Genomic DNA, 13,530 nt, shown 5'->3' with positions numbered 1-13,530 from the left:
ACAAGACGGAGCGGCAGATGTTCCAAGAGATTTCTGATACCTTAACGGTCATGGCAAGCGAGGTGAATCAAGGTGCTTAGATTAGCGGGAAAATTAGCGATTTCTAATCTGATAAAAAATCGCAAACTTTATTATCCATTCGCTTTAGCCACTTGCTTAGCGGTAGCGATTTCCTATATTTTTAGTTCTTTAGCCTTTAATCCTCATTTGCAACAATTGCAAGGAGCAGACTCCATTGTGTTTGTCTTAGCTCTTGGTGTGATTATTGTGACAATTGCTGCGGCAATTATCGTTTTTTATGCTAATAGCTTTGTCATGAAAAATCGCTCCAAAGAGTTAGGACTTTACGGGATGCTGGGTCTAAACAAACGCCATCTCTTTATCATGACGTTTATTGAGTTATTCATTTTAGGGATAACAACTGTTACTATTGGAATTAGTCTTGGTGTTGTTTTTGATAATTTAATTTACGCTTTCCTCCTGAAATTGATGGGGTTAAAAGTTGTCTTGGTTTCCACTTTCCAATTGCCTGTTCTAATTTTTGTTGTAGCAACCTATGCCTGTATCTTTGCGGGCTTAGTGGTTATCAACGGCTTTCGTATTATGCGTTTTAATGCTTTGCAATTGGCCAAAGAAAAGAATAGCGGTGAAAGAAAAGGACGATTTCTTCTGATTCAAACGATTATTGGATCGATTTCTTTAGGCTATGCTTATTACCTAGCTCTGAGTGTCAAAAATCCACTGACAGCAATTGGTATATTTTTTATAGCTGTTCTCTTTGTTATTTTAGGGACTTATCTGCTGTTCAATGCAGGAGTTACGGTATTTTTACGGTTGCTTCAGAAAAATAAACGGTATTATTATCAACCTAATAATATGATTTCTGTGTCCAATTTGATTTTTCGGATGAAGAAAAATGCAGTGGGATTGGCAACGATTGCGATTCTTTCAACGATGGTTTTGGTCACCTTGGCTGGAGGTGTCAATATTTATGCAGGTACTGGTTATCTTAAAAGCGTGATGTATCCCCAAGATTATACGATAAAGGGGAAGGGAGTGCCAGCTGCTCAATTGGATCAGGCATTGACAGAATTTGCAAAAGAGAATCATTTAACAGTCACTAAGAAAACTGCTTATCAATATTATTCGATGGGAATTAAAAATCAAAAGGGCAATCAGCTTGATATTTATCCAAAAGGTGAAACACGAGTTTCTCCACAGGCTTATATTCTGCTGTTTTCAGCTGATGATTATCGGAAAATGACGGGCAAAACATTGAATTTAAAAGATAATGAGACAGTAATCTTTGCAAAAGGAATCTCTATCAGGCAAACTCAGCCTCTTAAGCTGAACGGGCAAGAATTGATAGTTAAAGAACTTTTAAAAGAGGACTTTGTTCTTGGAAATATTACAGATCAGTATAATATCATTATCCCTCAGTCACTTTTTATGGTGGTCAATGACCCACAAAAATTGGTGGATTTACAAAAGCAACATTACACGATTAATACAGAATTATATGGCGGTTTGAATATCAGGGCTTCTAATAAGAAAAAGGGCGATTTGGATACAGCTTACCAGAAGAAGCTGAAACAGTTCAATACGACGCTCCCCGATAATGCCGGTGTGTATGGTTATACAAGAATCCAAGGTGTGCAGGAAATTATGAGTATGTTAGGTGGCGTTTTCTTTATTGGTATTTTCCTTTCAATTGTCTTTATGCTGGGAACGGTTTTGGTAATCTACTACAAACAGATTTCAGAAGGGTATGAAGACCGAGACCGCTTTGTAATTTTACAAAAGGTAGGATTAGATGAAAAGCAGACCAAGCGCACCATTCGCAAACAAATTTTGACTGTGTTCTTCTTACCGCTTGCTTTCGCTTTTGTGCATCTGGCATTTGCTTATCATATGCTGAGTCTCATGTTGAAAGTTTTAGGTGTGTTGAATGCATCATTAATGCTAACTGTTACGCTTAGTGTTTGTACTATCTTCTTTATCGTCTATATACTTGTCTTTCTCATCACATCGCGCAGTTACCGTAAGATTGTGTCAATGTAAGTTGGAGATTAGTGATAAGCATAATGAAAAATGTTATTGACATAGTAATTAAAACAGGAGTAAGTTAAATCTTACTCTTGTTTGAATTTCCTTCATAAAAAATAGTCTGTCGGATTCCTTTTTAGTTGCTTTTATGGTAGAATAATTCAATCTAGGAAATTGGAGTTTGGGATGGGTATATTTAGAAAAAAAGATGTTAGTCGAGATCGGACTGGCATGCGGCGTCATTTACGATTGTTGGATTTGATTTTGTTAGGAATTGGCGCTATGGTAGGGACGGGGATTTTTACGATTACTGGAACGGCAGCTGCCACATTAGCTGGTCCTGCTTTAGTTGTTTCGATTATTATTTCTGCTCTTTGCGTGAGCATGTCTGCTTTCTTTTATGCAGAATTTGCATCGAGGATTCCTGCAAATGGGGGTGCTTATAGTTATCTTTATGCTGTTTTAGGTGAGTTTCCAGCTTGGATAGTAGGCTGGCTGACCATTATGGAATTTATGACGGCTGTATCTAGTGTTGCCTCTGGTTGGGCATCCTATTTGAAAGGTTTGCTGAATGGATTTGGTTTGAGTATGCCCAAGATGCTCAATGGAACCTTTAATCCGCAGGCGGGGACTTATATAGATTTACTGCCGATACTGGTTTTGGTATTTGTAACTGGTGTGGTGCTGTTAAATTCTAGAGCAGCTTTGCGGTTTAATTCTGCTTTGGTTGTCTTGAAGTTCTCGGCACTTGCTCTTTTTATTCTGGCAGGAATCTTCTTTATTAAGCCTGAAAATTGGTCTCATTTTGCTCCATTTGGGTTTGGTAAACTGTATGGTGGTGAAGTTGGTATTATGGCTGGTGCTTCTCTGATGTTCTTTGCCTTTTTGGGTTTTGAGTCCATATCTATGGCGGTGGACGAGATAAAGGAGCCACAAAAAAATGTTCCACGAGGGATTGTGTTGTCTCTATCCATTGTAACAGTTCTTTATATATTAGTGACATTGGTTTTGACAGGGATTGTTCACTACAGCCAGTTAGATGTAGCCGATGCAGTCGCTTTCGCCCTTCGTAGTGTGGGGCTTAGCTGGGCGGCTAATTATGTGTCGGTAGTGGCTATTTTGACGTTGATTACTGTCTGCATTTCCATGACTTATGCTCTGTCGCGCATGATTTATAGCATTGCGCGTGATGGTTTGCTGCCAAAGTCCTTTAGAAAATTAACTGCTACTAGCCGGGTTCCGAAAAATGCTACGATTTTGGTGGGAATAGCTGCAGCAGTTTGTGCGGGGATGTTTCCTTTAGCAAGTATTGCCTCCTTTTTGAATATCTGTACATTGGCTTATTTGATGTTGTTAGCAGTTGCTATTCTGAAGCTTCGAAAGGACAAAGGGCTTCCTCAAGCAGGGGAATTTAAAACTCCTTTGGTACCTTTGACGCCTATCCTATCGATTATTATCTGCCTGTCTTTCATGAGCCAATATGGCTCTGACACTTGGCTAGCATTTGGGCTTGCTTTACTAGTCGGAACGATAATCTATTTTATCTATGGCTACCACCATTCGGAAATCAATTGATGAGTTTTAATCCAGACAGCCAGCTAGGCTGTTTGTTGATATAATAGAAGCAGAAATGAGGTGTTTTGATGATTTGTCATGCAAAATTGTCAGATGCAGCAGCTATCCAAAAAATCAACTTGGAGATCTTGGGTTACAATTATGATGTTGGAGCAACGAAAGCTCAATTAGCACGAGTTTTGCAGCAGCCAGAACAGATTATTTTAGTAGCCAAAAACCAAGCTGGACAAGTGATTGGCTATGCTCATGCAGCTAGCTATGATTGCCTCTATTTTCCGCCTTTACTCAACCTGTTGGCATTAGCAGTTGACAAAGATTTTCAAGGTCAGGGATATGGCAAAGCTTTGATGCAGGCTATTCGTGAAGAGGGCGTGGCAGCTGGTTACACAGGTATTCGAATAAACTCTGGTATTTCACGAATGAAGGCTCATGAGTTTTATCGAAAATTGGATTGTGAGGAAAAAGCTGATCAGAAACGTTTTTATTGGGAATTTTGAGAAATGATATCTATGAAGATTGAACCATTAAGGCAAAGTAATGCAGAAGAAATTGCTAATGATTGGCATTATGAAGGAATTTATAGCTTTTATGATATGCAAGCAGATCCTGAGGATTATGAAGAAATTTTATCTCCTGAAGCGCGTGGCAATCACTATTATCAAATTCTCAAAAATGATGAATTGTATGGTTTTTTCTGTCTTTTCCCAGTTGGCAAAGACAAGCAAGAGCTAGGTTTAGGGATGAAGCCAGAGTATTGTGGTAAAGGTCAAGGGGAAGAGTTTTTACAAACTATTCTGCAGTTTATTGAAGAAAATATCTCAGTAAAAAGCCTAACTCTCTCAGTTGCAGATTTTAATCAAAGAGCTCAAAAGCTCTATCTTAGCTGTGGTTTCAATGTGATTGGGCGGCAGCCTCAGGAAAGCAATGGCGATAGTTACCTTTTTGTCAAAATGGAAAAGGAGTTGAAATGAGAGTTGCGGTTATCCAAGGAACCACTCGAAGAAATATGAATTCGCTGCTATTTGAATCTGTAAAAAAAGCAGTCCAATCGTCTGACGAAGTGCTGAATTTTGGTATTTTTGAGGAGGAGAACGAGCAGTATTCTTATAGTGAGATAGCGATGATGATTAGTCTCTTAATAGAAAGTGGAGCAGTAGATTTTGTTGTAACAGGTTGTTCTTCAGGTCAAGGTATGATGCTTGCCTGTAATAGTTTACCAGGTCTTTTGTGTGGCTATATAGAGACCCCACAAGATGCTTTCCTCTTTGGACGAATCAATGGAGGAAATGTTACTTCCCTGCCATTAGGGTTAAATTTTGGTTGGCAAGGAGAATTGAACCTACAATATACATTGGATAAATTATTTGATGGTGAGTTTGGTATGGGTTATCCTGAAAATGAAGCGGAAAGAAAACGGTTGGAAGCAAGTGCCCTAAAGGACCTGAATCAGTTGACGAAACGAAGCTGGGAAGAATTAGTAGAACAACTTCCAACTGATACTTTCACTAAATTGTTGCAAAGAAAGATAGTGATGAATGCTATTATAACGAATGGAACCAATGAAGAGTTCATCCGTTTGCTGAAAGAAAAAATAGGTAAAAAGTGAAATGAAAAAGCGGAGGCACTAAGTAGATGTCCCTACACATTTCATTATCTTTGCAAATTTGACTGTTTATGGTAAAAAAGTGAGCTTGACATTATAACGTCATTTTAAAACAATAAAAAGACTGGGATTTCCAGTCTTGTCTTGTTTTATGCTAATGTCGTAATATTGACTGCTTGAAGACCACGCTGACCTTCTTCAATGTTAAACATTACTTTGTCACCTTCATTCAGTGATTTGAATCCGTCGGATTGAATCGCTGAAAAGTGAGCAAAAACGTCTGGTCCATTGTCCTGTGAAATAAAACCATAGCCTTTTTCAGCATTGAACCATTTTACTGTACCTTGTGTCATACATCTTACTTCCTTTCTCTAAAAGATTGTGTAAAAAATAGAAAAAGTAAAGATGAAAAACAAAAATACTTACTCAAAATTAATTTACTCTTGCTAGTCTAGCAAAAGTAGCAGCAAAAGGCAAGGAAAAAACAGCGTAGGACATCATATTTTGCTATACTAGTTATATGAAAAGAAGAAAGAGGTATAAGATAATGACATTTGAAGAAATTTTACCAGGTCTGAAAGCTAAGAAGAAATACGTTCGTACTGGTTGGGGTGGGGCAGAGAACTACATCCAGCTTTTTGACAGCATTGAACAAAATGGATTGACACTTGATGTGACTCCGTACTTTCTTATCAACGTGTCAGGCGAAGGGGAAGGCTTTTCCATGTGGAGCCCGACTCCTTGTGATGTCTTAGCAGATGACTGGGTGGAAGTTCATGACTAAGACAGTATTGGTGACGGGAGTCAGTTCAGGGATTGGACGAGCACAGGCACAGCTCTTTTTGGAAAATGGCTGGCGTGTCTATGGTGTAGACCAGTCTAAAGAACCAAATCTGACAGGAGATTTTCATTTTCTTCAACAAGATTTAACGCTGGCGCTTCAGCCGATTTTTGACTGGTGTCCGCAGGTAGATGTCCTCTGCAATACAGCTGGAGTACTAGATGATTATAAACCTTTACTGGAGCAGACTGCTCAAGAAATCCAAGAAATTTTCGAGATTAACTATGTGACACCGGTAGAATTAACTCGTTATTATCTGACACAGATGTTGAAGAAAAATTCAGGCATCATTATCAATATGTGCTCTATCGCATCGAGTTTAGCTGGTGGTGGCGGTCATGCTTATACCTCTTCTAAGCATGCTTTAGCAGGATTTACCAGGCAATTAGCACTTGATTATGCTGAAGCAAGAATTCAGATTTTTGGAATTGCACCAGGAGCAGTCAAAACCAAGATGACTGCGGCAGATTTTGAACCAGGTGGCTCAGCAGATTGGGTGGCAAATGAAACCCCTATTAAGCGTTGGATAGAACCAGAGGAAGTAGCTGAGTTGACTCTATTTCTCGCCTCAGGAAAAGCTCAGCCCATGCAGGGCGAAATTCTCAAAATCGATGGTGGCTGGAGTTTGAAGTGAGGGAATCAAAGGTGAAAGCAATGAAGACTAAGTATTTTTACTCTTGGTCTAAAAACATGGTTGTTTACGGCTTGGATGCTGGCCTAGGGAAGCTCTTCATAAATGAATCTGAGACAGCCTGCCTATACCAATTAGGAAATTTCATCTTTCCGGCTGGTCAGGCGGATTCAGATTTTTGGCAGGAGTATAGCACTAAATATAGCTTGGCTGACAAGGTCATTATCTCCGAGGAGCTTAGTTGGCAGGAGTTCTTGGATAGCCAGAGTGTGCTGCATCGGTTTACTCGCTATGCTTTTGCGGACAGGGTCGACTTTGACACAGAGGCTTTGGAGAAATGGCAGAGCAGGATACCAGCAAACTGCCAACTTTTTCTGATTGATGAGACGAGATATGAGCGTCTAGCTGAGGAAGTTTGGTCCCAGGATTTACAGGGTGACTTTGCTGATTTTAAACAGTTTCAAGCAGCGGGTGGTTTTGGCTTTATACTCTGTTCGGGAGAAGAAATCATTGCTGCTGTATCAACAGGATTGGTCTATCAAGGAGCCCTTGAGATTGAAATTGCCACAAAGCCAGCATACCAAGGGCAGGACTTGGCCAAAATCCTAGGAGCCCAGATGATTCTAGAAGCTCAAAAGCGCTCACTCTTTCCTCTATGGGATGCGCACAATAGAGCTTCCAAGAAGGTTGCAGAAAGCCTCGGCTATCAGTGCCTAGGAGCTTATCCGGCTTATGAATGGAAAGGGAGTTTTGACCAATGAAGAAAAACCAAATCTATTTCTTAAAAGACATCATTGAGGCTGTAAAATCTGAAGAGCTAGATGATGATTTTTGTTTGTATGCTAAGGAGAAGGGAAGATTGAATTTTCAGACTAGCTACTTGCTTGCTGATTATCCTCAAGTGGTGGATGCTAAGGATGTTTACCCTACACAGGTAAGGGAGCAAGAACTGGAGCTGATTTATTATGGTGAAGATTTTGCGGATGTTCTCTAATCAGTCATGGAGCAGAAAGCAGAAGCGACTGATGAAGAGTGCTTGCAGGCTCTGCTTTACTATTATGAGCATGATGACTTTTTAGATTTTGAATGAGAAGCTTTATTGACTTTGATAAAGATACAGATTTGTAGGAAGATTTTTTATAAATAATAATTTTCACTTTAGAAAGGCAGGAGTAAATATGACTCCAAAAGAAATGTGGCAGGCATATAGGAAAATCAATCCAGCTATTGGCGATAAAATCGATGCTTGGGCCTTCGGAGTCTTTGCAGATCAACTGGCTGATTTGGTGCTGCGTGGAGAGAAGACAGCGACAGCTTCGGCTTATGAACTTTATAGGATTGAAAATGAACCCTTGCCGCAAGCAGGAACCTTTGATGTCATCTTAGACAGTCAGGGCAGGGCCGTCTGTATCATTAAAATTACTAAAGTCTCTGTAGTGCCTTTTTGTCAAGTCTCAGCAGACCATGCTTTCAAGGAAGGAGAGGGAGACAAATCATTGACTTATTGGCAGCAAGTCCATCAGGAACTTTTTACAGAGTGGTTGGCAGAAGTCGGTTTGGAATTTTCGCAAGAAAGCGGTGTTGTCTTAGAAGAATTTCACAAGGTTTATCCGCTATAAAAGATGCAGATTAAAGCATTACAGAGAGAATCTTAACAAATGATACAAAAAGTGATATAATAAAGTAAATTTACTTTGATAAAAGGAACTATTATGACAAATTATGCAATTATTTTGGCAGCTGGAAAAGGCACTCGTATGAAATCAGATCTACCAAAAGTGCTCCACAAAGTTGCTGGAATTTCCATGTTAGAACATGTGTTTAGAAGTGTTACTGCCATTGCACCAAGAAAGACTGTGACGGTGATTGGGCACAAAGCAGAAATGGTTGAGCAAGTATTGGCAGGTCAGACAGAATTTGTCCGTCAGACCGAGCAGTTGGGAACTGGTCATGCAGTTATGATGGCAGAGCCTGCACTGAAAGGACTGGCAGGACAAACATTGGTGATTGCAGGAGACACTCCTTTAATTACAGGAGAAAGCCTGAAAAATCTGATTGACTTTCATATCAATCACAAGAATGTTGCAACGATTTTGACAGCAGAAGCGGAAAATCCATTTGGTTATGGTCGGATTGTCCGTAATCAGCATGAAGAAGTACTCAAAATTGTGGAGCAAAAAGATGCTTCGGATTTTGAAAAACAAATCAAGGAAATCAATACAGGAACTTACGTTTTTGATAATGCTCGTCTCTTTGAAGCATTGAAAAATATCAACACCAATAATGCGCAAGGAGAATACTACATCACAGATGTAATCAGTATTTTCCGTGAAAATGGTGAAAAAGTCGGCGCTTATACTCTGAAGGATTTTGATGAAAGTCTGGGAGTTAATGACCGCATAGCGTTGGCAACAGCAGAAGGCATTATGCATCGGCGCATCAATCAAGCTCACATGCTAAATGGTGTTAGTTTTGTTAATCCAGAAGGGACTTATATTGATGTAGATGTAGAAATTGAACCAGAAGTCCAAATTGAGGCCAATGTTACCTTGAAAGGAACAACGAAAATTGGTGCAGGCAGCATTTTGACAAACGGTACGTATATTGTTGACTCTATTATCGGAGAACAAACTGTGATTACAAATTCGATGATTGAGGAGTCTATAGTTGCAGATGGTGTAACGGTAGGACCTTACGCTCATGTCCGTCCAGATTCACGTCTTGCTAAAAATGTACATGTAGGAAATTTCGTTGAAGTGAAAGGGTCTTCTATCGGTGAAAATACCAAAGCTGGACACTTGACCTATATTGGAAATTCTGAAGTGGGAGCGAATGTTAATTTTGGTGCTGGAACGATTACAGTGAATTATGATGGACAGCAGAAATTTAAGACAGTCATTGGAAATAATGTTTTTGTAGGTTCTAATTCGACCATTATTGCGCCAGTGGAGCTTGGAGACAATTCTCTTGTCGGTGCAGGCTCAACCATTACTAAGGATGTACCAGCAGACGCTATTGCCATCGGACGTGGTCGTCAGATTAACAAAGATGAATACGCAAAACGCTTGCCACATCATCCAGATAATAAGTAGGAACGGCTATGGATTTTGAAGAAAAAACGCTAAAACGAACAGAAATTTATCAAGGCCCTATTTTTAACCTTGTCAAAGATAAAGTTCAGCTACCAGCTGGGAAAGGTACAGCTTATCGTGATTTGATTTTTCATAATGGAGCTGTGGCAGTTATTGCATTAACCCCAGAAGACAAAATGATTTTGGTCAAGCAGTACCGCAAAGCTATTGAAGCAACCTCTTATGAAATTCCGGCAGGCAAGTTAGAAGTCGGTGAAAATGCGGATCCTAAAGCTGCTGCTTTGCGTGAATTGGAAGAAGAGACCGGCTATACAGGTGAATTGGAACTGCTCTATGATTTCTATTCGGCGATTGGCTTTTGCAATGAGCGAATCAGACTTTATAGCGCTAGCCATTTGACAAAAGTTGAAAATCCTCGTCCACAAGATGAGGACGAGACGTTAGAACTCTATGAAGTGACCTTGGAAGAAGCGAAAGCTCTCCTTGCTAGTGGTGGTATTTGTGATGCAAAAACTATTATTGCACTCCAATATTGGGAAATGAAAATGAATCGAAGATAGGGGAACGCTTATGGGAAGACCTTTATTAACAGATGAAATGATTGAAAGGGCAAATCGTGGTGAAGATATTTCAGGTCCACCTTTGCATGATGAGGAAGAAACCAAAATTTTAAAAACGACCAGAAGTCAATTTGGTTATTCCTCTCAAAATAGTGGCTTCAATCAAGATACGCTGCAAATTGATGTGGAACCAACGGTAACCAAAAGCCGACGCATTGAAAATGCAAAACGTGGAGTATTTCAAGCGAAATTAAACAAAATTCTATTTTGGATTGTCCTGCTTTTGATGGCTTTGATTGCTGCTATTATTTGGCTATAAAAAAGCGAGAAGCTTAGACTTTCGCTTTTTTTATGATAGAATGAGAGGAAATAATGAAAATCGGAATTATTGCAGCTATGCCTGAGGAATTAAAAATCTTAGTGGAAAACTTAGAAAATGCTGAAAAACACTTACGTTTGGGGCATGTTTACCATACAGGAAGTATCGGTCGACATGAAGTCGTGCTGGTAGAAAGCGGCATCGGCAAGGTCATGTCTGCTATGAGTGTAGCTGTTTTGGTCAATGACTTTAAAGTGACAGCTGTCATCAATACAGGTTCTGCTGGAGCGGTAGCCGAAGGGTTGGAAATCGGCGATATTGTAGTTGCTGACCGTCTAGTATACCACGATGTAGATGTAACAGCTTTTGGTTATGAATACGGACAAATGGCGCGCCAGCCACTTTATTTTGAAGCTAGCCGTTATTTGGTTTCTGAAATGAAAAAGATTTTAGAAAAGACACATCAGACGAGTCGTGTTGGTTTAATTGCGACAGGTGACAGCTTTGTTGCCGGTCAAGATAAGATTAATCGCATCAAGCAGCATTTTCCAGATGTTTTAGCTGTCGAGATGGAAGGCGCTGCTATTGCCCAAGCTACTCACTCGATTGGCCTACCTTTTATGGTTCTCCGAGCTATGAGCGACACAGCTAGCCATGATGCTAATGTCACTTTTGATGAATTCATTCTTGAAGCCGGGAAACGCTCAGCAGAAACCCTGATTCAATTTCTGAAAGAATTGGTTTAGATAGAGGAGAAGATATTATGTATAAAGAGTCTTATTTTGATGGTGGTCTATTTTCTTACATTGGTCATGCTATTTTAGCTATCTTGATTACAGTTTTGACGCTGGGTATCTGTGCACCTTGAGGCATGTGTATCCTATATAATTGGAAGGTAAAGCATACGGTCATTGACGGGCACCGTCTCTATTTTGACGGTACTGCAATACAGCTTTTTGGAAATTGGATTAAGTGGTGGCTCTTGACGCTTGTTACCTTTGGTATTTACGGTTTTTGGCTTAATATCAAACTGATCCAGTGGATTACTAAACATACTCATCATGCGAATTGAGAACAAGCAAGCGAGACTTGAGTTGCTCGCTTTTCCTTTTCTTCTGTCTTGCCAAAAAATCCCTTTTGATGGTATAATCAAGGAACTGCAATCAATGATATAGGAGAAAAGATGAGTATTTTAGAAGTAAAAAATCTCAGCCACGGTTTTGGTGACCGGGCTATTTTTGAGGATGTATCCTTCCGTCTGCTCAAGGGTGAGCATATTGGCTTGGTTGGTGCTAATGGTGAAGGTAAGTCAACCTTTATGAGCATTGTGACAGGGAAAATGCTACCAGACGAGGGTAAGGTTGAGTGGTCCAAATATGTAACTGCTGGCTATCTGGACCAGCATGCTGTGCTGGAGCAAGGTCAGTCTGTCCGTGATGTCTTGCGTACGGCCTTTGACGAGCTTTTCAAGACTGAGGCCCGTATCAATGAAATTTATATGAGCATGGCTGAGGAAGGAGCCGATGTTGATGCTCTTATGGAGGAAGTGGGCGAGCTACAGGATCGCTTGGAAAGCCGAGATTTCTATACTCTAGATGCCAAAATTGACGAAGTTGCACGGGCTTTGGGTGTTATGGACTACGGTATGGAGAGTGATGTGACGGAGCTATCTGGTGGGCAGCGGACCAAGGTTCTCTTGGCCAAGCTACTTTTGGAAAAGCCGGATATCCTGCTTTTGGACGAGCCAACCAACTATCTGGATGCGGAGCATATTGACTGGCTCAAGCGCTATCTCCAAAACTATGAAAATGCCTTTGTTCTGATTTCCCACGATATTCCTTTCTTGAACGATGTGATCAATATCGTTTACCATGTAGAAAATCAGCAGTTGACCCGCTATTCTGGGGATTATTATCAATTCTTAGAAGTCTACGAGATGAAAAAATCTCAGCTGGAAGCAGCTTATGAGCGTCAGCAGAAGGAAATTGCAGACCTCAAGGACTTTGTAGCTCGCAATAAAGCCCGTGTGGCGACCCGTAATATGGCCATGTCCCGCCAGAAAAAGCTGGATAAGATGGACATTATTGAGCTGCAAAGTGAGAAACCAAAGCCATCTTTTGATTTCAAACCTGCCCGCACACCAGGGCGCTTTATTTTCCAAGCCAAGGACTTGCAGATTGGGTATGACCGTCCACTGACCCAGCCTCTTAATCTGACCTTTGAGCGTAATCAGAAAGTTGCCATTATAGGAGCTAACGGAATCGGAAAAACCACCCTGCTAAAGAGTTTGCTAGGTATCATTCCTCCAATAGCTGGTCAAGTAGAACGTGGAGACTATCTGGAATTGGGTTATTTCGAGCAGGAAGTTGAAAGCGGCAATCGTCAGACGCCGCTCGAAGCAGTCTGGAACGCCTTCCCAGCTCTTAATCAGGCAGAAGTTCGAGCAGCTCTGGCTAGATGTGGTCTAACTTCTAAGCATATCGAAAGTCAGATTCAAGTCCTATCCGGAGGGGAGCAGGCCAAGGTTCGCCTTTGCCTCCTCATGAACCGAGAAAATAATGTTCTGGTGCTGGACGAGCCGACCAACCACCTGGATGTAGATGCCAAGGAAGAGCTGAAGCGAGCTCTGAAAGAATACAAGGGCAGCATTCTCATGGTCTGCCACGAGCCTGATTTCTATGAAGGCTGGATGGATCAGATTTGGGATTTTAATCAATTAACGTAAGAATAAAGAAAACGGGGAGTGGGACAAAAATCGGTATTTCGTAAGAAATCGATTTTACCATCTCACCTCTGCAAGGTCTAGTAGGTCTGTAAAAGCTGAAACATTAGCGCATTAGAGCCCACTCAACTACTGTGTATA

At 40.6% G+C, this 13,530-nt stretch carries 15 protein-coding genes and 2 pseudogenes; 16 read left to right on the top strand and 1 reads right to left on the bottom strand.

The annotated features are described in order from the left end of the window. The first annotated feature begins 72 nt into the window (after positions 1 to 72). The 5 genes from HMPREF2963_RS05485 to HMPREF2963_RS05465 all read left to right on the top strand — a co-directional run bounded on the left by HMPREF2963_RS05485 (position 73) and on the right by HMPREF2963_RS05465 (position 5,227). On the top strand, positions 73 to 2,061 hold the full coding sequence (locus HMPREF2963_RS05485; RefSeq protein ID WP_070669127.1) for an ABC transporter permease: 1,989 nt from the start codon (positions 73 to 75) through the stop codon (positions 2,059 to 2,061). 171 nt (positions 2,062 to 2,232) lie between these two features. Next, a complete protein-coding gene (locus HMPREF2963_RS05480) occupies positions 2,233 to 3,621 on the top strand; it encodes an APC family permease (protein WP_006270166.1) in 1,389 nt (462 codons plus the stop codon). 68 nt (positions 3,622 to 3,689) lie between these two features. Continuing rightward, positions 3,690 to 4,118, top strand: a complete 429-nt coding sequence (locus HMPREF2963_RS05475; RefSeq protein ID WP_006270154.1) for a GNAT family N-acetyltransferase — start codon at positions 3,690 to 3,692, stop codon at positions 4,116 to 4,118. Between the two features lie 12 nt (positions 4,119 to 4,130). Next, a complete protein-coding gene (locus HMPREF2963_RS05470; RefSeq protein WP_006270143.1) occupies positions 4,131 to 4,592 on the top strand; it encodes a GNAT family N-acetyltransferase in 462 nt (153 codons plus the stop codon). Continuing rightward, positions 4,589 to 5,227, top strand: coding sequence for an RpiB/LacA/LacB family sugar-phosphate isomerase (locus tag HMPREF2963_RS05465; RefSeq protein ID WP_006270137.1), 639 nt, complete (start codon positions 4,589 to 4,591; stop codon positions 5,225 to 5,227). The genes HMPREF2963_RS05470 and HMPREF2963_RS05465 overlap by 4 nt, the downstream gene beginning before the upstream one ends. A 146-nt stretch (positions 5,228 to 5,373) precedes the next feature. Here the strand turns inward: HMPREF2963_RS05465 and HMPREF2963_RS05460 are convergent, their stop codons facing one another. Next, the gene (locus HMPREF2963_RS05460) at positions 5,374 to 5,577 is read right to left on the bottom strand and encodes a cold-shock protein (RefSeq protein ID WP_003069970.1); all 204 of its coding nucleotides are present in this window, start codon (positions 5,575 to 5,577) and stop codon (positions 5,374 to 5,376) included. A gap of 194 nt (positions 5,578 to 5,771) precedes the next feature. Between HMPREF2963_RS05460 and HMPREF2963_RS05455 the strand changes: the two genes are divergently transcribed. The 11 genes and pseudogenes from HMPREF2963_RS05455 to HMPREF2963_RS05405 all read left to right on the top strand — a co-directional run bounded on the left by HMPREF2963_RS05455 (position 5,772) and on the right by HMPREF2963_RS05405 (position 13,392). Next, positions 5,772 to 6,008, top strand: coding sequence for a DUF2829 domain-containing protein (locus HMPREF2963_RS05455; RefSeq protein WP_003069968.1), 237 nt, complete (start codon positions 5,772 to 5,774; stop codon positions 6,006 to 6,008). Then, on the top strand, positions 6,001 to 6,699 hold the full coding sequence (locus tag HMPREF2963_RS05450; protein ID WP_070669126.1) for a 3-oxoacyl-ACP reductase: 699 nt from the start codon (positions 6,001 to 6,003) through the stop codon (positions 6,697 to 6,699). Before HMPREF2963_RS05455 ends, HMPREF2963_RS05450 begins: the two co-directional genes overlap by 8 nt. A 20-nt stretch (positions 6,700 to 6,719) precedes the next feature. Beyond that, positions 6,720 to 7,457: a GNAT family N-acetyltransferase gene (locus HMPREF2963_RS05445; protein WP_070669133.1), complete on the top strand. Its 738-nt coding sequence runs from the start codon at positions 6,720 to 6,722 to the stop codon at positions 7,455 to 7,457. Continuing rightward, positions 7,454 to 7,786, top strand: a pseudogene (locus tag HMPREF2963_RS05440) (hypothetical protein). The gene HMPREF2963_RS05445 and the pseudogene HMPREF2963_RS05440 overlap by 4 nt, the downstream one beginning before the upstream one ends. 88 nt (positions 7,787 to 7,874) lie before the next feature. After that, positions 7,875 to 8,315, top strand: coding sequence for an ASCH domain-containing protein (locus tag HMPREF2963_RS05435; RefSeq protein ID WP_070669123.1), 441 nt, complete (start codon positions 7,875 to 7,877; stop codon positions 8,313 to 8,315). Between the two features lie 93 nt (positions 8,316 to 8,408). Next, positions 8,409 to 9,788 (top strand): bifunctional UDP-N-acetylglucosamine diphosphorylase/glucosamine-1-phosphate N-acetyltransferase GlmU, encoded by a 1,380-nt coding sequence (gene glmU, locus HMPREF2963_RS05430; protein WP_048801081.1) that lies wholly within the window; start codon positions 8,409 to 8,411, stop codon positions 9,786 to 9,788. Positions 9,789 to 9,796: 8 nt separating this feature from the next. After that, positions 9,797 to 10,348, top strand: coding sequence for an NUDIX hydrolase (locus HMPREF2963_RS05425; protein WP_003069956.1), 552 nt, complete (start codon positions 9,797 to 9,799; stop codon positions 10,346 to 10,348). A 10-nt stretch (positions 10,349 to 10,358) separates the two neighbouring features. Beyond that, the gene (macP, locus tag HMPREF2963_RS05420; RefSeq protein WP_003034247.1) at positions 10,359 to 10,667 is read left to right on the top strand and encodes a cell wall synthase accessory phosphoprotein MacP; all 309 of its coding nucleotides are present in this window, start codon (positions 10,359 to 10,361) and stop codon (positions 10,665 to 10,667) included. Positions 10,668 to 10,720: 53 nt separating this feature from the next. Then, complete coding sequence (locus tag HMPREF2963_RS05415; RefSeq protein ID WP_006270172.1) at positions 10,721 to 11,413, top strand: 5'-methylthioadenosine/adenosylhomocysteine nucleosidase; 693 nt, start codon at positions 10,721 to 10,723, stop codon at positions 11,411 to 11,413. 17 nt (positions 11,414 to 11,430) lie between these two features. Next, positions 11,431 to 11,739: pseudogene (locus tag HMPREF2963_RS05410) on the top strand (DUF898 family protein). 111 nt (positions 11,740 to 11,850) lie between these two features. Continuing rightward, on the top strand, positions 11,851 to 13,392 hold the full coding sequence (locus HMPREF2963_RS05405) for an ABC-F family ATP-binding cassette domain-containing protein (RefSeq protein ID WP_070669121.1): 1,542 nt from the start codon (positions 11,851 to 11,853) through the stop codon (positions 13,390 to 13,392). Positions 13,393 to 13,530: the final 138 nt, after the last annotated feature.

It is taken from the genome of Streptococcus sp. HMSC067A03 (assembly GCF_001814295.1).
Classification (GTDB): Bacteria; Bacillota; Bacilli; order Lactobacillales; family Streptococcaceae; genus Streptococcus; species Streptococcus constellatus.
This window is presented reverse-complemented; position numbering and strand designations above follow the sequence as displayed.